The sequence below is a fragment of the Psychrobacter sp. D2 genome (genome assembly GCF_013608135.1).
In the GTDB taxonomy this organism is placed as follows: domain Bacteria; phylum Pseudomonadota; class Gammaproteobacteria; order Pseudomonadales; family Moraxellaceae; genus Psychrobacter; species Psychrobacter cryohalolentis.
Map to the genome: position 1 here is coordinate 106,779 of NZ_JACDXZ010000008.1, position 19,893 is coordinate 126,671.

Here is a 19,893-nt window from a genome sequence, read left to right on the forward strand (position 1 = left end):
GTTAATAAAAATGACTGCTATAGCTATCTAACGTAGCTATAGACGAATTGATGTATTAAAGAGAATCCTACTATAGTATTTTTTGTAGCCTCTACTATGCAGGCAGTACTAATCAATAATTTATTGTGGTAGCGTGTCGTGTTACTATCAGTCTATCTAAGCACTAAAGAGGGCTCCACCCGAGCTAGGTCGTAGGTAAATTTCACATAGTTTTTAGTCTTTTTCACACAGCTCACTCATTAAAAGTATACCAAAATAAATGACGTATCTGTATAGTGTTAAACATTAGAATATTCGTTTATTGGTAAAGAGTATTTGATGAAAATCAACAAGGCGTACAAATTTAGGCTTAGCCCTAATGCAGAACAAGTGGTCATATTAACCAGTCTTGTTGACTCTGCGCGTTTTGTTTGGAATGAAATGTTGGCACTTTCGCTTGAGATGTTTGCTAAAAACGAATTTATTAATGCCATCAATTTGGTTAACAAGATTGTTGGACTGAAGAACAATCCTGAGTTTGCCTTTTTGAAATCCCGATCTAACGCCGTATCTCTACAACAAAAAGTTCGTGATCTCGCGTCAGCTTGGTCACGATTCTTTGACCCCAAAGTACATGCCAGATTTAAAGAAAGTAAAAAGAAGCCTAGAAAGCCTAAGTTTGTTAAATTGCTTGATGGAACAGAAATTCAGCACCGACCTTTAATGCCGCAGTTTAAGCGTAAAGCAGATCGCTGCGACTCAATGCGCTTGGTGCAATTTGATAAATACTGCCGTGTTGAGGGCAATCGAGTAAAGCTGCCTAACGGGGTTGGGTTTGTGAAATTTAGAAAATCCCAAGAGATTGTCGGTATCATTAAAAACGTTACCATCAGCAAGAAATCAGGGCAATGGTATGTGTCATTTGGTACTGAGCGAGAATTACTACAAAACCCAATTCACCCCTCTAAAAGCTCACTAGGCGTTGATTTAGGCATTACTAAACTTATTACCACCTCAGAAAATAAAACCATCAAGCCCAAAAACAGCTTTAAGGCCAATCAAGTCAAATTGGCAAAATTACAGCGTCAATTAAGTAGAAAAGTTCTATTTAGTCAAAACTGGAAAAAGCACAACCACAAAATCCAAAAGCTCCACAGCCATATTGCCAATATTCGCCATGACTACTTACATAAAGTAACCACCACGATCAGCAAAAACCACGCCATGATTGTCGTTGAGGACTTAAAAATAGCCAATATGTCAAGGTCGGCAAGCGGTACGATGGAGAATAAAGGTCGTAATGTCAGAGCTAAATCAGGATTAAATAAATCAATCCTAGATCAAGGTTGGGGCATGATGATTGATATGCTTGGATATAAGCAACATTGGCGCGGTGGATTAGTGATTAAGGTTAATCCAAACTACACCAGTCAAACCTGTTTTAACTGCAAACATGTTGCCAAAGAAAATAGACGGACTCAGGCAAAATTTGAGTGTGTTAAATGCATGTATGTTGCAAATGCCGACTTCAATGCGGCATGTAACATATTATCGGCAGGACATGCCGTTTTGTCTGCGGAGGGAGGATGCGGTAAAGGTCGCCCGATGATACAGAAAAATTGTGACAGCCGTGAGGAAGTCGCCTAAGAGCTTTTGCTCTTAGAATCCTCCACTTGAGCAATGCGAAAGTGGGGTGAGTATGTCAATAAACTGATGCCTCGATGATCGAACGCATTGAATGATAGTTTTATGATGGTAGCCATGATGACTTCTAAAAACTCTTATCAGTTCAACTATAAAAGACCCTTTTATCCTGTGATAAAACGATTAGGCTCTACAGTCTTTCATGCTAATAAAAAGCGTGCTTACGTTGTAGGCATCTTTAGTATGTTGTTGTCTGGATTCTTGGTTGGCTGTCAAAGTACGCCAACCAACGATCTAATAACGGGCACGCCTTATCAAACCTCAACGCAACCCAATGACAACCGTAAATTGGATCAGCAAGAAATTGCTCGCGTTCGAACGACACTTGCTGCACAATATATCCGCAAAAACGAGCTTGATGCTGCCCAAAGACAGCTCGAAAAAGCCTTTGCTGCCGATAGCCGTCATGCGCCCGCCTATGATATGATGGGTGTTTTGTTGCAGCAAGAAGGCAGCCGCCTTAATCTTGAAAAAGCGGATCAATATTTCAAAAAAGCCATTGCGCTTGATAAAGATTTTGACCAAGCTCACAATAATTATGGCGTGTATTTATCGCAGATGAAGCGTTATAAAGAGGCAGCTGAGCAGTTTGAAATCGCTGGTGCTGCCCTTGGTTACGAAGGTCGTATTGGGGCGTTAGAGAACTTAGGTCGTACCTACCTTCAGCTCAATGATCATCCTGCCGCAGCAAAGGCTTTTTTACGGGCTCTAGATGGCAATCGAAATAGTGTTATTGCGCATATTGAACTGGTTGATTTATTACTTGAGCAGCAGCGTATTGAGCAGGCACAAAGGCTCTATGATGAGACCTTGATATTGGTACAAGGGCAGGGTGTGAGTCCACGCTTGCTCCTACAAGGCATCAAATTGGCGGCAGCGCAAAAAAACATCAAGACACGCCAACAATTGGCACAGCAACTTTTATCTGCTTATCCATTAAGTGATGAAGCAAAACAACTAAAGACTTGGCTTAACAATCCAGAGGCACCATGGAAATGACCACCCCATCATCAAACACAAACTTTAACGCTCAGGGATCATTTGGTGCCATGTTGCAGCAAGCTCGCAAAGCTAAGCAAGTAAGCTTGGACGACGCGGCAAATGAATTGTTTATTTTAAAACGTCACCTGCAAGCGTTAGAAAATGAAGATTTCGCAGATTTACCGCAAGTGGCGTTCGCGCGCGGTTTTGCGATCAACTATGCCAAATATTTGGGTCTCGACCCAGTCAGAATAGCCAGTAGCTTTGATGCCGCTTACCCAAATGAGCTAAAATCGCGTTCGGCTAATAATACTCAGTCGCCACTGCAGCCTATGGGTACGCTACAGCGCGATACACACAATCGTATTCGCTTTAATCCGCTACTAATTATCGCAGTGATCGGTGTCATTATTTTAGCGATTTTCCTATTCCGTATGGTTAGTAATGCCAGCAAGGAAAATACCGAGCAGCCTATATCTAACTCTGAAGATATCTCAGCAGTAGAACAAGCACAAGGCGCAGCTATTAATACCGATGTTACAGGTGTTAGCGCTTCAGGTTCAGCACTAAACTTAGGCGGTGGCGACGTTGCTCCTGCCACTTTGGATGTTAAGCTGACGGATGCTGCTGTCGTCACTATTACGGATGCTACTGGTAGCAGCTTGATCACGGGCTCTCAGAATGCAGGTGATTATCAGTTATCAGGTATGCCACCGTTTAACGTACAGATCGACGATATCAATAACGTGCGCCTGATGCTTAATCAGCAATCTGTCGCTTTAAACAGCTATGCAAATGGTAGCCAAGCCAGTTTTGAATTGGCACCTTAATTTATCAATTGGTTCAGTTTTTAAAGTAAATATTATTACCTTGTTTTTATTGTTATTCTCGTTTTTACTGCTTTCATGAAAGGGTTTGTCTATGTCAACGTCAGCACCTATTAACCGTCGTCTTACGAAGAAAATATATGTCGGTGATGTCGCGATTGGTGGTGATGCGCCGATTAGTGTGCAAAGTATGACCAATACCGATACCTGTGATGTGGCAGCGACTGTTGCCCAAATTGAGCGCTGTGTTGAAGCAGGCGCTGATTTGATGAGAGTTTCTACTCCGACGATGGATACCGTTAAAGCGTTTGGTGAAATTCGCAAGTTGGTCAGCGTACCCTTGATAGCAGATGTGCATTTTGACCACAAAATTGCTTTAGCCGTTGCGGCAGCGGGCGCAGATTGTTTACGTATTAACCCGGGCAATATCGGTAGTGACGCTAAAGTACGCGAAGTAGTTGCCTGTGCCAAGCACTACAATATCCCTATTCGTATCGGCGTCAATGCTGGCTCTTTAGAAAAAGACATTCAGCGTAAGTATAAAGAGCCAAATGGCGCAGCGATGCTCGAATCGGCAATGCGTCATATTGATATATTAGAACGTCTTAATTTTGATCAATATAAAGTATCGGTTAAAGCCAGTAACGTATTTTTGACCATGGATGCCTATCGTCTGATTTCAGCACAAATTGATAATCCTCTGCATTTAGGTGTGACTGAAGCTGGTGTTTACCGTACTGGTTCGGTCAAATCTGCTATCGCGCTGGGTGGTTTATTATTGGACGGTATTGGTGATACGATTCGTATCTCCTTAGCTGCAGAGCCAGAAGAAGAAATTAAGATTGGCTTTGATATCTTAAAATCGCTCAATATTCGCTCTAATGGTGTCAATTTCATTGCTTGTCCAAGCTGCTCACGTCAAGAGTTCGACGTGATTAGAGTGATGACCGCGTTAGAGTCGCGTTTAGAGGATATTCGTGAACCAATGAACTTATCAGTGATTGGCTGTAAGGTAAATGGTCCAGGTGAAGCGAAGGAAGCTGATATCGGTATTGTTGGCGCCGCACCAAAATCATTGGTTTATCGTATGGGCGAAAAAAGTCATCTGATTGATACAGATAATCTGGTTGATGAGATAGAAGGTATGGTACGCGCCCATGCAGAAGAATTGGCAAAAAAACGCGAAAACGAGATTATACGTGTTAGATAATAAAGCGTTTCATTAATAAAAATTATAGAGCTGTTTATTAAAAATTAAAGGACATAACCGTACCATGATTAAAGCGATTAAAGGGTTTAATGATATTTTGCCTGCACAGTCTGCAAAATGGCTGTATCTAGAGTCTATATTGGCTAATGTGCTAGGCAGATACGGTTATGAGCATATTCGCTTGCCTATCGTTGAGCAAACCGATTTGTTTGCTCGCGCGATTGGCGGTGCTACGGATATCGTTGAAAAAGAGATGTATAGTTTTACCGATAAATCTGATCCACCAACGCCGCTTACCTTGCGTCCTGAAGGAACGGCAGGGGCAGTACGAGCAGTAAATGAGCACAATCTACTACGCGGTGATACGCCTAAGCTTTGGTATATTGGTCCAATGTTCCGCTATGAACGCCCACAAAAGGGTCGCTATCGTCAATTTCATCAAATAGGTGTTGAAAGCTTTGGTAGTGCCTTACCAGATGCTGATGCCGAGCTGATTGCGATGACTCATTTGATGTGGCAAGAGCTGGGTCTAAAAGATGAGATGCGTTTAGAGCTAAACAGTCTGGGCGAAATTGATGAGCGTCATGCTTATCGTGAAGCGTTGGTCACCTATCTGACCGATAAGCAAGAGCAGTTAGATGAGGATAGTAAGCGCCGCCTGACGACCAATCCGCTACGTATTTTAGACAGCAAAGAAGCCAGCACCCAAGCCCTATTAGTAGACGCGCCTAAGCTTGCTGACTTTTTAGGTGAAGAAAGCGTGGCGCATTTTGAGCAAGTACAAGCCTATTTAACAGAGCTTGGTATCAACTTTGAAATCAACCCGCATCTGGTGCGTGGTCTTGATTACTATAATAAAACCGTTTTTGAGTGGGTTACTGATAAGCTTGGCAGTCAAGCAACTGTCTGTGCCGGCGGTCGTTATGATGGCTTGGTTGGACAGCTAAAATCTGCTGATAACCGTGATGGTAAAGGCGATAATAAACCGGTTAAATCTGAACCTGCAGTTGGTTTTGCCATGGGGCTTGAGCGTTTATTACTTCTTATGGAAGTTGTCGCGCCTATTGCTGACATGCCTGCTTGTGATGTCTTTGTGGTCGCCCATCCTGAGGTTTATAGTGCCGGTATTAGTTATGCGCAAAACCTGCGTTATAGCCGCCCAGATTTGCGCGTCAAAATGGCAAGTGCCACCAGCTTAAAAGCACAAATGAAAAAGGCGGATAAGTCAGGTGCTGCATTGACCGTTATTATCGCCCAGCAAGAGCTGGATGATAAAACCATTAGCATCAAAGATATGCAAACTGGCGAACAAAAAACAGCAGCGCAAGATTGGCTGTCGGATAAAGATAACTTTTCTCGCCATAAATAGTAGTGAGCGTAGCATTAGCACTTTAACATAAATTGATCAGGTAAAAGTATATGGCTCTGACCCCTAATTCGCCGAATGCAGACAACTCAATGCAAGCGTTAAAGCAGTATGGCAGCTATATTGTCACCGCGATTTTATTGGCGTTAGCCGCTTATTTTGGCTGGAATTATTGGCAGGATAATCATGCACGTGTCGATACCGTTGCAGCCGATCAATATGCGGATATTCAACGTCTTAATGAAGAAGTTAGCTTGGCATCGCAAAATCCTGATCTAGAAGCGGAAGCAAAAGCATCGTTAGAGAAGAGTCGTACTCAGCTAGATAAGAATATCGATACTTTAGTTGGCACTCATGGAGAATCGGTCTATGCTTGGCAGGCTTTAATGATTAAAGCGCGTCAGCAAGTTGACAATGATGATTTTAAGGCAGCAGGCGATACCTTTAAAAAAGCATTGGCGATTGATTTGGGTGATGCAGGTCTAGAGGCAATTACCCGTTTGCGCTATGCGACCACGCTTTTGGCAGCAGGCGATGCAAAAGCAGCATTGACAGAAGCCAGTCGTGATATGCCAAGCTCATTTGAAGCCAGTCAGCAAGAATTACTGGGTGATATTTATTTGGCACAAGACAATTCAGATTCAGCGATTAAATCCTATAATAATGCTTGGAGCTTATTACGTGAGCGTCAAGAAACTCGCGCAGTATTGGCATTGAAAATGGAAAGTTTGGGTATCGTCCCTGAGCCTATCGCTGAACAAACTGGCCTTATTCAAGAGTCTACGGCCACATCGCAAGCACCAGCGAGCGAAGATTCAGTAGCAGCCAGTACTGGTGCTGGTGCATAAAATAGTAGTACTAAATATTCGGCAATAAAGACTTAGTATTAAAAAATTGAGTACTAATTTCGATAGACATGGTAAGACCTCAAAACGTTCTACAAAGGAAGTAGCCTAATCAGTCGGAAGTAATATGGTGGTAACTAATACTTATTTGTACTAAGTTATTATCGTTTTTTATCACTGATTAAATGCTAATTTATTAATGATTAATTTATTTGTAGTGAGACCTATAATGACTCAAGCTATTCGCTTTAACAAAACCATCAAAGCCAAGACCATGCGCTCAACGGCCATGCATGTAGCCGTAATTGCAGTGATGGCAACTGCGGTCATTGGGTGTAATCGAGGTATCAAGCCAGTCGTCAACGACCCTGTAAAATTGGTACAAATCGTGCAACCTGTTAGCGTATTGCAGCCGGTTTTTAGTACCGACCTTGGTAATAAAAACGTCAGTAAAAAAGATCCGCTTACTTTACAAGTCGGCTATGCCAATTCGCAAATCGTTACTGCCTCGCGCGGTGGTGATCTGGTTGGTTTTGACAAAGCTGGTCAGCGTTTATGGTCGGTAAATGTTGGCGACCAGATTACAGGTGGTGTTGCGATAGATGAGCTAAGCCAAACTGCTATTATTAGTACTCGTGGCGGTCTGGTTATGGCATTTGATAGCGTAACAGGTGCAAAACGCTGGCAGCAACAGCTTACTGGTTCAGTATTAACGCCAGCGCTCATTAGCAATAACCGCGTTATCTTGTCAGCCAATGATGGTTTTCTACATGGCTTATCGCTGCAGACTGGTCAGTCAGTTTGGCAGTTTGCTACTCAAGTTCCAGCGATTAGTGTACGCGGTAGCGCTGCACCAACGTTATTAGATGCTAAGACGGCGTTGTTAGCGACTGCCGATGGACGCTTGCATGCTGTCACGGTAGATAATGGTTTGCCGCTATGGTCAAGACGCGTTGGTGTGGGTATAGGCAGCAGCGAAGTTGAACGCATGAGCGATGTTGATGGTATGCCAATTGTAGATAACAATCAGTTATTTGCCATTAGTTATAGTGGTCAGTTACTCGGTATTGATTTGGCATCGCGCCAAGTGATGTTTGTTAATGAGCTTGCCAGTTTAAAAGCGCTTGCAGTCAACAATCAGCAAGTGGTTGCGACAAGCTTAGACGGTAAAGTGGTTGCTTACAACCGCAGTAATGGTGCTGTTCTATGGGAAAGTGAAGAATTGGCCTATCGCCATTTGACCAATCCTGTGATGATTGGTAACTATATCGCAGTGGGCGATTTTGATGGAGTGGTACATTTATTTGACCCAGCCACGGGTAAGATTGTCAGCCGTGTACAGACCAAAGGCGCATTGACCAATTTGCAAGTGCAAGGCAGCCGCTTAATGACCCAAAGCACCTCAGGTCAAGTAGCGATTTGGCAGTTGGCACGCTAATCTTAGTCACTTGCAGTCCTATTTAATGAGCATTTTTCTATACTGCTCATTAAATAGGTCACCTAATAGTAAAATGAATAGAAAACGCTGCATAGTCAGTGTTTAATGCCTTGTAAAACTGCTTGTTTACATATCGGCTTTCGCGTACGCTATGCGACCGGTGCATTATCGACGTTATCTATATATAATAGCGACAGATAATATCCATATATGATGCATTCCTCTGAATATCATTTATTCATTGTAAGATAGCCAAGAACTATTTTCTGACTATCGTTTTATCTTATCATTCATTTAAATTTGCGGTCAACGGCTGCTACTTTTTGCTTTTTTATAACGGTAAATTTACGTTGCAAAAGAGATTGTATCTAAGTAGTTGCACTGTCCGTCATTGTGCCTTTCACTGAGAGTAACCCATGAGTATCAAGCCTGTGGTCGCCTTAATTGGTCGTCCAAACGTCGGTAAATCCACCTTATTTAATCAGTTCACTAAAAGTCGGCAGGCATTGGTTGCTGATTTGTCAGGATTGACTCGTGACCGTCAATACGGTGATGCGACCTACGAAGACAAAGCTTTTATTGTCGTTGATACCGGTGGTATTGGTGAAGCGGACGACGGCAGAGGCGATATCGATGATTATATGTCTGAGCAGTCGTATACTGCCATTCATGAAGCCGATATCATTGTATTTGTGGTTGATGCACGTGCAGGGATGATTGGTGCCGATGCTGAGATTGGTAAGTTTTTACACACCCTTGGCAAGCCTGTATATGTCGTTGCCAACAAAGTCGATGGTGTGCATGATTCGGCGCCTGCTGAATTTTATGCATTAGGTCTAGGCGAACCATATCCAATGGCGGCAAGTCACGGTCGCGGGGTCGGCAATCTGCTCGAAGTATTAACCGCTGATATGCCTAGTCAGGAAAATGTGGTTGAGCCAAGAGGTTTGAAACTTGCTATTATCGGTCGTCCAAACGTTGGTAAGTCGACGCTAGTCAACCGTTTGCTTGGTGAAGACCGCGTTGTCGTCTTTGATATGCCGGGTACCACTCGTGATAGTATCTATATCCCATATACGCGTGAAGGTAAAGATTACGTATTGATTGATACGGCTGGTGTTCGTCGCCGTGGTAAAATCGATGAAAAAGTCGAGAAATTCTCAGTTATCAAAACCTTACAAGCGATTGAAGACTCTAACGTGACCGTTATTGTTATTGATGCTCATGAAGGTATTGTTGATCAAGATTTGCATATGATTGGCTATGCGTTGGATGCAGGTCGTGCGCTTGTAGTTGCAATTAATAAGTGGGATGGTCTGACTGCCGATCAAAAGAACTATATCAAAATTGAGATGGATCGCCGTTTTAACTTTATTCCTTATGTAAAAGTCCATCAAATCTCAGCATTACATGGTACAGGCGTAGGTAATTTATATCCGTCTATTTTGCGTGCTTATCAATCGTCAATGTTTGAGGTATCAACCAACCGTTTGACGCAGATTTTGCAAGATGCTGTTACTGCCAATCCACCGCCAACGGTCGCTGGTCGCCGTATTAAGTTGCGTTATGCGCATATCGGTGGACACAATCCGCCCGTTATCGTCATTCATGGTAATCAAACTGGTTCGTTACCTAAGAGCTATCAGCGCTATCTTGAAAATCAATTCCGTCAGGTATTTAAGTTAGAAGGCACGCCACTAAACGTAGTCTTTAAACTGAATGAAAACCCGTATGCTAATAAAAGCGATACGCCAACCAAAGCCAAAACCCAACAGTTACGTCAACGTGAACGTAATCGTGCGCAGAAATTTACCACCAAAGATAAGCCGAGATTTACCAACAAAGATAAAAAGCGTTAATGTAATCATATTTGCGCTTTTGGCGAGTAGTAGCTAGCCGATAAAAATCCTTTGATACTATCTATCAGGCTTTTTAAATGTGCTTTGTCATGACGGCTGTATCAGTTGTCATGGCATTTTACAATTTAGGGCACTATTCATTAATTGCCTTAAAATATCAATTTTCACTTATAACCGCTATAAAATACCTGTACTATAATCAAAAGTTGTCTAACTCAGTTGAGTGATATGAACAACCGCCCGCATCAAACACTTCCTACGCTTATCTGGCACTCTATCATGCAGACCATGGTTTTGGCTGTTTTGGCAGGTCTATTAGTGTCTTTTATTTATGGCTTTGTTCACTATTACAAAGACACGCGCCAGCATATTCAGGATTTAGCGACATTACTGACTATCAGCGCATCGATAGCAGATTCCACCGATATCGTCGATGAACAAATACATTTTTTATTAGAAAAAGAGCAAGGCATTGAGAGTATTTTATTTTATACCACCTCTCAGCCTATTGTTGAAGCCAATCAACTAAGAGATGATTGGAAAAATGCATTATTTGCTAATACAGTTAGCTTTAACTATCCAGTCGTTGGCGATCCTACTAATAAAATTATTTCACCTAAAGAAGATGCTTTGGTTGGTTATCTGAATATCACTTTAGATGTGGCGACGCTGCGTGAGAATTGGATTAAAAAGAACCTACTGCTATGGCTTATGACAACGCTATTGGCGATTATTTGGGCGTTGTTTATCCTGCGTAAGCTGAATTGGCCGTCAAAAGATATCGCTAATCTGACGGCAGCTTGCGATATAGTTATAAAAAATCCAGATATTGAGCAGTTACCTCTGATTCAACAGCGTTTTGAGTTTCAGGAGTTGGTACAGATTAAACAGGCTTTTACTATCCTATTTGATCGCCTACAAATTGCAAAGCAAGATTATCATGCACTTGCGGCTTTCGAGCAACAACTGCATCATAAAGATGTGTCGCTTGATGTGCAGCTACATAATTTTCAAAGTATGATTACCCATGAGCTAAAAACTTCATTAAATGCGATCGTTGGCGGCTTACAGCTACTAGATGATGAAAAGTTAAATCACGAGCAAAGAGACGCGGTTGATATTATTCGAGAGGGTAGTGAAAAGCTGGTCTTAACCTTGGATCAAATTATTCAGTTAAATCAAATCCAGAAAGGTCAAATCAGCCTACATGTGCACGAATTTAATCCATTGCAACTAATCGCTGACTTATTGGCAGAGTTTGAGCCAGCTATTAAAAAAAAGGGCTTAACGTTAATCAGTCATATCCATCATAACGATTATATACTCGAAGGCGATGCTGAAAGAATAGAGCAAATTTTAGCGATACTGGTCAGTAACGCCATGAAGTTCACACCAGCAGGTCAAATCACCATTACGTCGCAACTGACCCATTTTGATAACAGCAATCGCTGGCAGATTAGCGTAAAAGACAGTGGTATCGGGATTGATAGCAGTTTTATTGAAGATATTTTTAATCCATTTTTTCAGGTAGATTCATCGCATACTCGCCAGTACGAAGGGTCGGGAATTGGTCTGCCAGTGGTTAAGCAAATGGCTCAGCTGATGGGAGCCAGCATTGAAGTGGATAGCACTTTAGGTATTGGTACGAATTTTACAGTTACTATTCCTATGTCTAATCAACACCATTCTCAACAACAGCAACATCTGCGCGGCCTAAAAATTATTTATTACTACTATCATGAAAAAGGGTTGTTGGTAGATCAATTACAGCATTTGGGTGCTGATGTGGCCTGCTATCAACATGAACAGCTGGTTATCGATGAGGTACATGAAAAGCAATTTGACATGCTGATGTTTGCAGAAGATGTGTTCCCCAGAAAAGCAGCTTCATTAGCGAGTCATATTCGTGCGGCTGAGACAGAGTATCGAACGTTACTGGTGTTTTGGTATCCACAGCAGCAAGCAAAACATTTAGCCGATTTTGAGTTTGGTCTAAAGGCTGCAGGTATAGACTACTGCGAAGTTGCCAAATACGAAGACAAAGCGTTAAGTGATTTACTAAAAAGCTGGCTGACATGGTCATAACAATAGCTAGAAATATAAAATTTTAGACATAAAAAAGACGCCTCGATAGAGACGTCTTTTTTATGTTGAACTTCATGATAAAAGCATTATTTCAAAACGCTATCATTGTGCTTAAAATAAGTTCTGGGTCCAACGAGAAAAACGTTGCCAGATACGGCTCATAAAGCCTGATTGCTCAATATCGCTTGTCGCAATCACAGGCACAGAAGCCACTGCTTTGCCATCTATCACAGCCATCATTTTACCGATTTCTTGACCCTTTTTGATAGGCGCTTCTAAGCTTTCAGGAATATCGACCACAGTAGTGATTTTATTCTTTTGAGTTTTAGTGGTCAAAATCTGCAAATTATCACCAGTCGCTACTTCTATCTCTTTTGCTTCACCAAACCAGACAGGAACTTTGCTGACAAACTGACCAGCAGGTGCTTGAGTAACCGTTGTGAAGTGACCAAAACCCCAATTGAGCAATTCACGCGACTGATCAGCACGTGCTTGCTGACTTTCAGTGCCCATAATGACAGAGATTAGGCGCATACCTTCACGGTTGCTCGAGGCTGCTAAGCAATACCCAGCTGCATCCGTATGTCCTGTTTTTAGACCATCAACAGTAGGGTCGGTAGCGAGTAGGGCATTACGATTACCTTGAGTAATACCGTTATAGGTAAACTCTTTTTCTGAATAAATGCTGTAGTAATCGCCGCTGTTTTTGATAATGGCGCGTGATAGCTTGGCCAAATCTAGAGCAGACGCTTGGTGACCATCATCAGGCATACCAGTAGAGTTGACGAAATGGGTATTCTTCATACCAATCTTTTGCGCTTGCTCATTCATCAAGATAGCAAACGATGCTTCGCTACCAGCAATATGCTCAGCCATTGCTTTTGAGGCGTCATTACCTGATTGTATAATAATACCGCGTAGCATATCTATAACACTTGCGCTCTTATTCACCGGTACATACATGCACGACTGGCTACTACTGCCGCGGCACCAAGCACTTGGACTCATCAATACCTGATCGGTTTCTTTGAGGTCGCCTGAAGCTAAGCGCTGTTCAATGATGTAACTGGTCATCATTTTGGTCAAAGATGCTGGCGGCAAGGCTTGATTGGCATTTTTCTGTGCCAAAATTTCACCCGTGTTATAGTCCATTAATACATACGCAGTATTTGCCATCTCAGGCGGCTGTATGGCTGCACTTGCCATCACTGCACCCATAGAAATACTGACACCCACTACCAGCTGCACCAGCTGTTTTTTCACACGCTTTACTGTCATAGATTGTTACACCGCATCATAAAACCAAATGTATCGGTCGCTTTTTCCCAACACCACTACCTTTACACAATCTTTGGCAGACTATGTTAAATCTCAAGTTAAACCATGGATTTTTTGAGAGTAGAGGAGACTAAAGCAACGGACATAAAATTAACGCCTTATCTTAGCAAAATGCCGCCCGATGGGGAAACGATAAATACAATAAAATAAGACGTTATTAAAAATAAAGCGAATAATTTTATAAACTTCACTCATAAAAAAGCTTGCTGCTATCCTTATTAAATAATAGGGATGGCAGCAAGCTTTTTGTAGCGAGTCATCTAAATAAATAAGCATTTAGAACTGGCTTATATAATACTTATTTGACCACTTTATACAGATGTTAAAGAGATAAGAAAGTAGATTGTTATCGTTAATTATGGCGATCTTTACCTATTTAATCTCTTAATATGGCTTAAAAACGTATTTCGATAACATAGCGTATCAATAAAGGGCTACTACTGATATTCAGCATTCGCTAAATCTTCACACAATGCTTTATTGTCTTGCTTAGAAAACCCCATCGTCCAGCTACGAATACCTTGCAGAATTTGACGATAATCTTGCTGAGTAGATAAGTACTGGATAGCTGCTTTTGGGTCTTCTAATGACGGCATCAACTCGTGAAGCTGCACGTTATAAGACTTATAAAAACGTTGCTTTTGCTTACCATTTAGCATCGGTGGGCATATCTCTGACAGCACTTGCATAACCGCAATTTCATGTTTTGTGATATTGATACCAGATAAATCTAAAGGTATGGTCGTCGCAGAATTGGGTGCAGCATTTGTGGCTTGAGACAGCATCGCAATAGATGTTATCAATGCTGCTAGCCCGACTTTTGAGGCACTTCTTGCCAATACAGAAGTCATAGATAATATCGATTGATTTTTCATTCAGTATCACACTCGCTTATCTTTATTTAATGGTGCTATGTTAATGGGTAAAAAAACAAATGTCACATAAAATATTGATTTATGTGTAGAGATATTGTGAGCTAAATCAGCTCTCCAGCAACATAGCCGTATTATAAACCGGTAAGTTACCTCAACATAAAAGTATAAGTTGTAAATGTTGTGGGTTGTAGCCTACTGTAACCTCAGCGCAGGTTTTTAATGATGAAAAATAGGAGTCTTGCTCTGGGAAAATCATTCAATAAACTAAGTTATTATGCAAATTATGTATAAAGAGTGGGTTCGTCTCAATAATCTATTAGGGTATAATCGCCCGAAATAATCATAGCTATTTACTATGCAAACAAACATAGACGAGCAGTATAAACAACTGATATAGCTTTGATTATTATGCTTTTAAGTAGAATGACCTTAGTGCCAATAGCGGTGATTATAACAACTTTACGCAAATAACATAGATAAGTGGATGAACGGTCATTCATAAATAGATTGAGTAAATATGAAGATTTTAATAAGCAATGACGATGGTGTTTATGCACCAGGTTTGCTGGCACTATATGAGGCATTATCTACTATTGCCGAGGTCATGGTGGTTGCGCCAGATAGCGAGCAAAGTGGCTGCGCCAGTGCCTTAAGTATCACCACACCCTTATATACGCATCAATTGCCTTCTGGTTTTATTGCTGTCAATGGCACACCAGCTGACTGTATCTATCTGGCATTAAACGAAATATATTCTGACACGGATTTTGATTGTGTGATTACGGGGATCAATTCAGGTGCCAATCTTGGTCAAGACGTTTTGTTTTCAGGCACTTTTGGGGCGGCATTAACCGCTCAGTTATTTGGTATACCCGCTATTGCGACCTCATTGGTAGGCGGTGGGGCAAAAAGCAGTGAGCAGGAATGTGAGCGTCATTATCAAATGGCAGCAAGTGAGATTGTGAAATTATTGACAGATACGCCAATATTGGATATTTGCAAAAATTTGCCCTATCACGTATTAAACGTTAATATTCCTGATGTGAGTAATGCTGATGAGATTAACGGTCGCAAAATGACAGTTTTGGGGCATAGGAAGATAGCGCGTCCTGTCCACCATGTGGTAGATCCACGCGGGCGAGATGCATATTGGTTATCACTACGCAAGCGTCAGGATATATTGGCAGATAATACTGATCATGTTTCGTCTGGTACTACTATGACTGATGATCAAGCGGTTGCCGCAGGTTACATCAGTCTATCGCCTGTACGTTTGCACCATACGCCAGCCGCCACACTCGATATGCTATCAGCGTTAATGCTGTAAGATGAATCGAATATTGATGATGGCAGCTAAGATAGCTAAACACTTAAACGGTATAACAGTTAGCAAAATGCTTGTGAGTCACACAAGGAGTTTGTACGTAACATAAAGAATAGGAAATCTTGTATGAAGAAGCTTATTGCTGGATCGCGATTTATCACAGTGGCATTGCTGGGCACGATGGCTGCTGCCACAGTAACGATGGTAGGCTGTGCCACCAAACCCACTTACCAATCAGCCAACCAAGCGGGACCGAAGATTATTACCAATAATCAAGGGGTTCCTAACTATCATCGGGTGCAGCGCGGCGATACGGTCAGTCAAGTGGCGGCGCGCTATAATCTCAATTACCGTCAAATTGGTTCACTGAATGGCTTAGACAGTAAATACACCATTTATAGTGGTCAGTGGCTCAAACTATGGCAAGGTGAGCCGGCAAGCGCCAATAATAGTAATCGCTACAATACTCAATCTGCACCAGTACAACCTACTTATACACCGCCTGTGACCAGCACGCCTAACTATTCACAGCCTCCCGTCTATGAAGTGACTGCCAATGCAACGTCAGGCTATGAGTATCCGACTCGCAATCAAATAATCCGCAATTTCGATGCAGCATCTAGCACGATGGGCATGTGGTTTGCTGGTAACGTAGGTGATCCAGTGCAAGCAAGTCAATCAGGTACGGTTCTTTATTCGGGTAACGGTCTGCCAGAGTATGGCAACTTGATTATGATTCGTCATAGTGACAACTATATCACTGCTTATGCCCATAACAGTCAGCTATTGGTTAAAGAGGGCGATAGCGTCCAACGCGGTCAACGTATCGCAAATATGGGTAATAGTGGTCAGACCAATCAAGTGGGTTTGGAATTTCAAGTACGCTTAAATGGCAACCCTATTGATCCACGAGCGGTACTAGGGCGTTAAATTTCTTATTGTTTGGCGATTAAATGGAATTATCTAAGCCACATTGCACCTTACTTACGGATACTTGAGACCTCTTATGCGATTAAATAAACACTACCTTGCCTTTTTCCCTGCCTTAGTGATGGTTGGCTGTACCAGTCAGCAGGCGATGCAGCAACCTAATAAGCCAGTTCGTCAAGGTAATGTGCAAATTACCCAGACTCAAACCATTCAAGTGAAGCCGACTCCAGCACCGGTCATTAAACCAACACCCGCAAAGCCAAGCTACAATAGTTTTTCTGATTGGAAGTCTGATTTTTCTATGCGTGCCATTTCATCAGGTCATGATGCTGCTACGGTTCGTCGTCTGCTCGATTCTGCGTATTTAAATCAACAAGTCATCTCGCTTGATTCAGGACAGCCAGAGTTTTCAAAAATGCCATGGGAGTATGTCGATTCTGCGGTATCAGATGGTCGCGTCAGTACTGGTAAGCGTAAGTTCGCTGAGCAACGCACGTATTTATCGCAGTTACAGTCGCAATATGGCGTCAATGCAGAAATCATTGCAGCGATTTGGGGCATGGAGTCGTCATACGGCGTAGTAACGGGCAATAGTAGTATTCCAAGCTCGCTAGCTAGCCTTGCTTATGATGGGCGCCGTCAAGAATTTGCCGAAACTCAGCTATTATCACTAGCGACACTATTACAGCGCGGCGATGTATCTTGGTCACAGCTCGATGGCTCCTGGGCAGGCGGTATGGGGCAGACGCAGTTTATCCCTGATACGTGGCTTAAGCATGGGGTTGACGGTGATGGTAACGGTCACCGTAACCCATGGTCGACGGGCGACGCCTTGGCGTCTACTGCTAATTATCTGAGCAATTCAGGTTGGGTACGTGGTTTGGCACCATTTTATGAAGCAACCATTCCGTCATCATTTGATTACACACTGGTTGGTACTAAGCAGCCTGCTGCTAGATGGGCGTCGATGGGCGTCGATACCATAGCCGATGTGTCCTTGGATGGTAACACTCAAATGGAGTTGTGGCTGCCAGCGGGGAAAGACGGTCCAGTACTGCTACTCAGTCCAAATTTTGATGTCATAAAAGTCTATAACAATTCATCAAGCTATGCCCTTGGTGTCAGCTTATTAGGTAAAGCACTTATCGGACAAGGCGGTTTACAAAAGTCATGGCCACGTTATGAGCGTCCGTTATCGACATCGCAAGTACGCAATTTACAGCAGCGTTTGACGAGCTTGGGCTATGATACCAAAGGTGCTGACGGTATCGTGGGGACCAATACTCGTAATGCGTTCCAGCGCTGGCAAGCAGCCAACGGTCAAACGCCAGATGGTTTTATTACTCAGCGTAGCGCGTCTTCGTTGGCAGGGTGGTGAGATAGGTTGAAATCACTATTTTTGGATAATCGTTGTTTTCAAAGGTTGTTTAAAAATAACGATGTTAATAAATAAAAAAACTCCGTTTTATAACGGAGTTTTTCATTGTATAAGGATAACAGCAGCAGTTTTGATGTTTAGGTATTTAAATAGTAATGTTAAATTCAAATAAGTTAAACTCTGCACTCTCAGCCATAATACCTTCATCTACGCTTGCTGTAATCGCACCAATCACGGCACTCACTTTTTGCTGGCGCTTGTCCTTATTTAACAGTCGCCAATCACCAAGTACATAGCGAGTTTTACCCTCATTACTTTGGTGGATTTCAGGACGATGGGTATGACCATGTAGTAGGGCGTCAAAGCGATAAATAGCTTTATTCACTGCTGCTTCATTAACATCCATGATATGTGCCGCTTTATTGGCATTATTTTGCTGACTTTTTTGCCGCATATTATCAGCAATCGCCAAGCGTTTCTCTAACGATTTATTGAGCAAATACCACTGCGTCAAACGATTACGCATTACTTTACGAAAAAACTGATACTTTTTATCATCAACGCATAGTGCATCACCGTGTTCTAAGCGATAGTTTTGCTGCCCAACGGTTAAGGTATATGGCTCATAAATAAGCTCGCCACCGAATATATTACAAAAAGGCTGCCCTAACAAAAAATCGCGATTGCCGTGCATGACCAAAATCTCGCAGCCAGCTATGCGCAGTTTCTTTAATTTAATGATAAGTGGTGTGAGCCAATGTTTTTGTCGTTCCTCTTCGGATAAAGACAAATAAAAATCATCACCAAGCCAGACTTCAAACCAGTCACCTAATATAAATAGGCGTTTAAGGGCAGGCAAGGCAAGGCAATCATTAAGCAGTGCCAAAAAAGCCTGCACTAAGGCAGGCTCTTCAGGCGATAAATGCAAATCGCTAATCAATACTTGTCGCACCTCATGAGGGCGGGTGGTAATTAGGTGGCTGAAACTTTGCATTTATCCTTATCCTCATAACTTTAAACAGTAACGACTCATAAGCTTTCACTGATTCATCGCTACTGAGTAATAACTATTGAAGAATGATTACTGAGTGATGATGGTGGCTGAATTGATAACCACTGGCTCTTTTGGTACATCAGCATGCATGCCGAAACGACCGGTTGGGACGCCACGCATTTTTTCGATGACGTCCATACCGCTTGTTACTTTACCAAATACGGTATAACCCCAACCTTGCATGTTTTTGCCAGAATGGTTTAAGAAATCGTTGTCTTTTACGTTGACAAAAAATTGGCTAGTCGCTGAATGTGGATCTTGCGTACGCGCCATAGCAATCGTGCCAGCGTCGTTCTTTAGACCGTTGTCTGCTTCGTTTTCTACTGGCTTGTTGGTGGCTTTTTCATTCATGTCAGCGTCCATTCCACCGCCTTGAATCATAAAGCCGTCAATGATGCGATGGAAAATCGTGCCATCATAATGACCAGATTTTACGTAGTTTAAAAAGTTTTCAACGGTTTTTGGTGCTTTTTCTTCATTGAGTTCGATAACGATCGCACCCATACTGGTGTCAAGTTCTACTACTGGTGGCATGTCTACCATGGGATATTCCTCTTTATTGCAGCGCCTAAAATGACGCTGTTAAGTGGTGGATAAAAAGTTGGCGGATAAAAAGTTATGGCTAGTCTAACGGCTTTTTTATCCCGTGTCATGTATCAGGCTGTTAATGCGTTTGCAAAAGCTGATAGAATAACGCAAC

General features: G+C 42.3%; 16 protein-coding genes. 12 read left to right on the forward strand and 4 right to left on the reverse strand.

The features are described 5' to 3' along the window. Nucleotides 1–318: 318 nt before the first annotated feature. The 9 genes from H0262_RS10700 (at nt 319) to H0262_RS10740 (ending at nt 12,294) form a co-directional block, all read left to right on the forward strand. On the forward strand, nt 319–1,626 hold the full coding sequence (locus tag H0262_RS10700; protein WP_181210749.1) for an RNA-guided endonuclease TnpB family protein: 1,308 nt from the start codon (nt 319–321) through the stop codon (nt 1,624–1,626). Nucleotides 1,627–1,728: 102 nt separating this feature from the next. Continuing rightward, complete coding sequence (pilW, locus tag H0262_RS10705; protein WP_181210750.1) at nt 1,729–2,682, forward strand: type IV pilus biogenesis/stability protein PilW; 954 nt, start codon at nt 1,729–1,731, stop codon at nt 2,680–2,682. Then, entirely contained in the window at nt 2,679–3,494 is an 816-nt protein-coding gene (locus H0262_RS10710; protein WP_181210751.1) for a helix-turn-helix domain-containing protein, read from the forward strand. The genes pilW and H0262_RS10710 overlap by 4 nt, the downstream gene beginning before the upstream one ends. A gap of 91 nt (nt 3,495–3,585) precedes the next feature. After that, nucleotides 3,586–4,701, forward strand: coding sequence for a flavodoxin-dependent (E)-4-hydroxy-3-methylbut-2-enyl-diphosphate synthase (gene ispG / locus H0262_RS10715; protein WP_011279968.1), 1,116 nt, complete (start codon nt 3,586–3,588; stop codon nt 4,699–4,701). Nucleotides 4,702–4,765: 64 nt separating this feature from the next. After that, on the forward strand, nt 4,766–6,070 hold the full coding sequence (hisS, locus tag H0262_RS10720) for a histidine--tRNA ligase (RefSeq protein ID WP_181210752.1): 1,305 nt from the start codon (nt 4,766–4,768) through the stop codon (nt 6,068–6,070). A 50-nt stretch (nt 6,071–6,120) separates the two neighbouring features. After that, a complete protein-coding gene (locus H0262_RS10725) occupies nt 6,121–6,915 on the forward strand; it encodes a tetratricopeptide repeat protein (protein ID WP_181210753.1) in 795 nt (264 codons plus the stop codon). Nucleotides 6,916–7,141: 226 nt separating this feature from the next. Continuing rightward, nucleotides 7,142–8,350 (forward strand): outer membrane protein assembly factor BamB, encoded by a 1,209-nt coding sequence (gene bamB, locus H0262_RS10730; RefSeq protein ID WP_181210754.1) that lies wholly within the window; start codon nt 7,142–7,144, stop codon nt 8,348–8,350. Between the two features lie 416 nt (nt 8,351–8,766). Beyond that, nucleotides 8,767–10,209 (forward strand): ribosome biogenesis GTPase Der, encoded by a 1,443-nt coding sequence (gene der, locus H0262_RS10735; RefSeq protein WP_011513006.1) that lies wholly within the window; start codon nt 8,767–8,769, stop codon nt 10,207–10,209. A 228-nt stretch (nt 10,210–10,437) separates the two neighbouring features. Next, nucleotides 10,438–12,294: a HAMP domain-containing sensor histidine kinase gene (locus H0262_RS10740; RefSeq protein ID WP_181210755.1), complete on the forward strand. Its 1,857-nt coding sequence runs from the start codon at nt 10,438–10,440 to the stop codon at nt 12,292–12,294. A gap of 111 nt (nt 12,295–12,405) precedes the next feature. On the opposite strand, the gene H0262_RS10745 is transcribed toward H0262_RS10740, so the two are convergent. Next, on the reverse strand, nt 12,406–13,572 hold the full coding sequence (locus tag H0262_RS10745) for a D-alanyl-D-alanine carboxypeptidase family protein (protein WP_181210756.1): 1,167 nt from the start codon (nt 13,570–13,572) through the stop codon (nt 12,406–12,408). 497 nt (nt 13,573–14,069) lie between these two features. Then, entirely contained in the window at nt 14,070–14,507 is a 438-nt protein-coding gene (locus tag H0262_RS10750) for an MCR_0457 family protein (RefSeq protein ID WP_011513009.1), read from the reverse strand. A 517-nt stretch (nt 14,508–15,024) separates the two neighbouring features. Between H0262_RS10750 and surE the strand changes: the two genes are divergently transcribed. The 3 genes from surE (at nt 15,025) to H0262_RS10765 (ending at nt 18,139) form a co-directional block, all read left to right on the forward strand. Continuing rightward, nucleotides 15,025–15,834, forward strand: a complete 810-nt coding sequence (gene surE, locus H0262_RS10755) for a 5'/3'-nucleotidase SurE (protein WP_181210757.1) — start codon at nt 15,025–15,027, stop codon at nt 15,832–15,834. A gap of 123 nt (nt 15,835–15,957) precedes the next feature. Beyond that, nucleotides 15,958–16,761, forward strand: a complete 804-nt coding sequence (locus H0262_RS10760) for a M23 family metallopeptidase (RefSeq protein ID WP_181210758.1) — start codon at nt 15,958–15,960, stop codon at nt 16,759–16,761. 76 nt (nt 16,762–16,837) lie between these two features. Then, nucleotides 16,838–18,139 (forward strand): lytic murein transglycosylase, encoded by a 1,302-nt coding sequence (locus H0262_RS10765; protein ID WP_181210759.1) that lies wholly within the window; start codon nt 16,838–16,840, stop codon nt 18,137–18,139. 145 nt (nt 18,140–18,284) lie between these two features. Here H0262_RS10765 and H0262_RS10770 read toward each other — a convergent pair whose 3' ends face one another. Together H0262_RS10770 and H0262_RS10775 are read right to left on the reverse strand one after the other, a co-directional pair. Then, on the reverse strand, nt 18,285–19,133 hold the full coding sequence (locus H0262_RS10770) for a UDP-2,3-diacylglucosamine diphosphatase (protein ID WP_181210760.1): 849 nt from the start codon (nt 19,131–19,133) through the stop codon (nt 18,285–18,287). Nucleotides 19,134–19,220: 87 nt separating this feature from the next. Continuing rightward, the gene (locus H0262_RS10775; RefSeq protein ID WP_020442935.1) at nt 19,221–19,736 is read right to left on the reverse strand and encodes a peptidylprolyl isomerase; all 516 of its coding nucleotides are present in this window, start codon (nt 19,734–19,736) and stop codon (nt 19,221–19,223) included. Nucleotides 19,737–19,893: the final 157 nt, after the last annotated feature.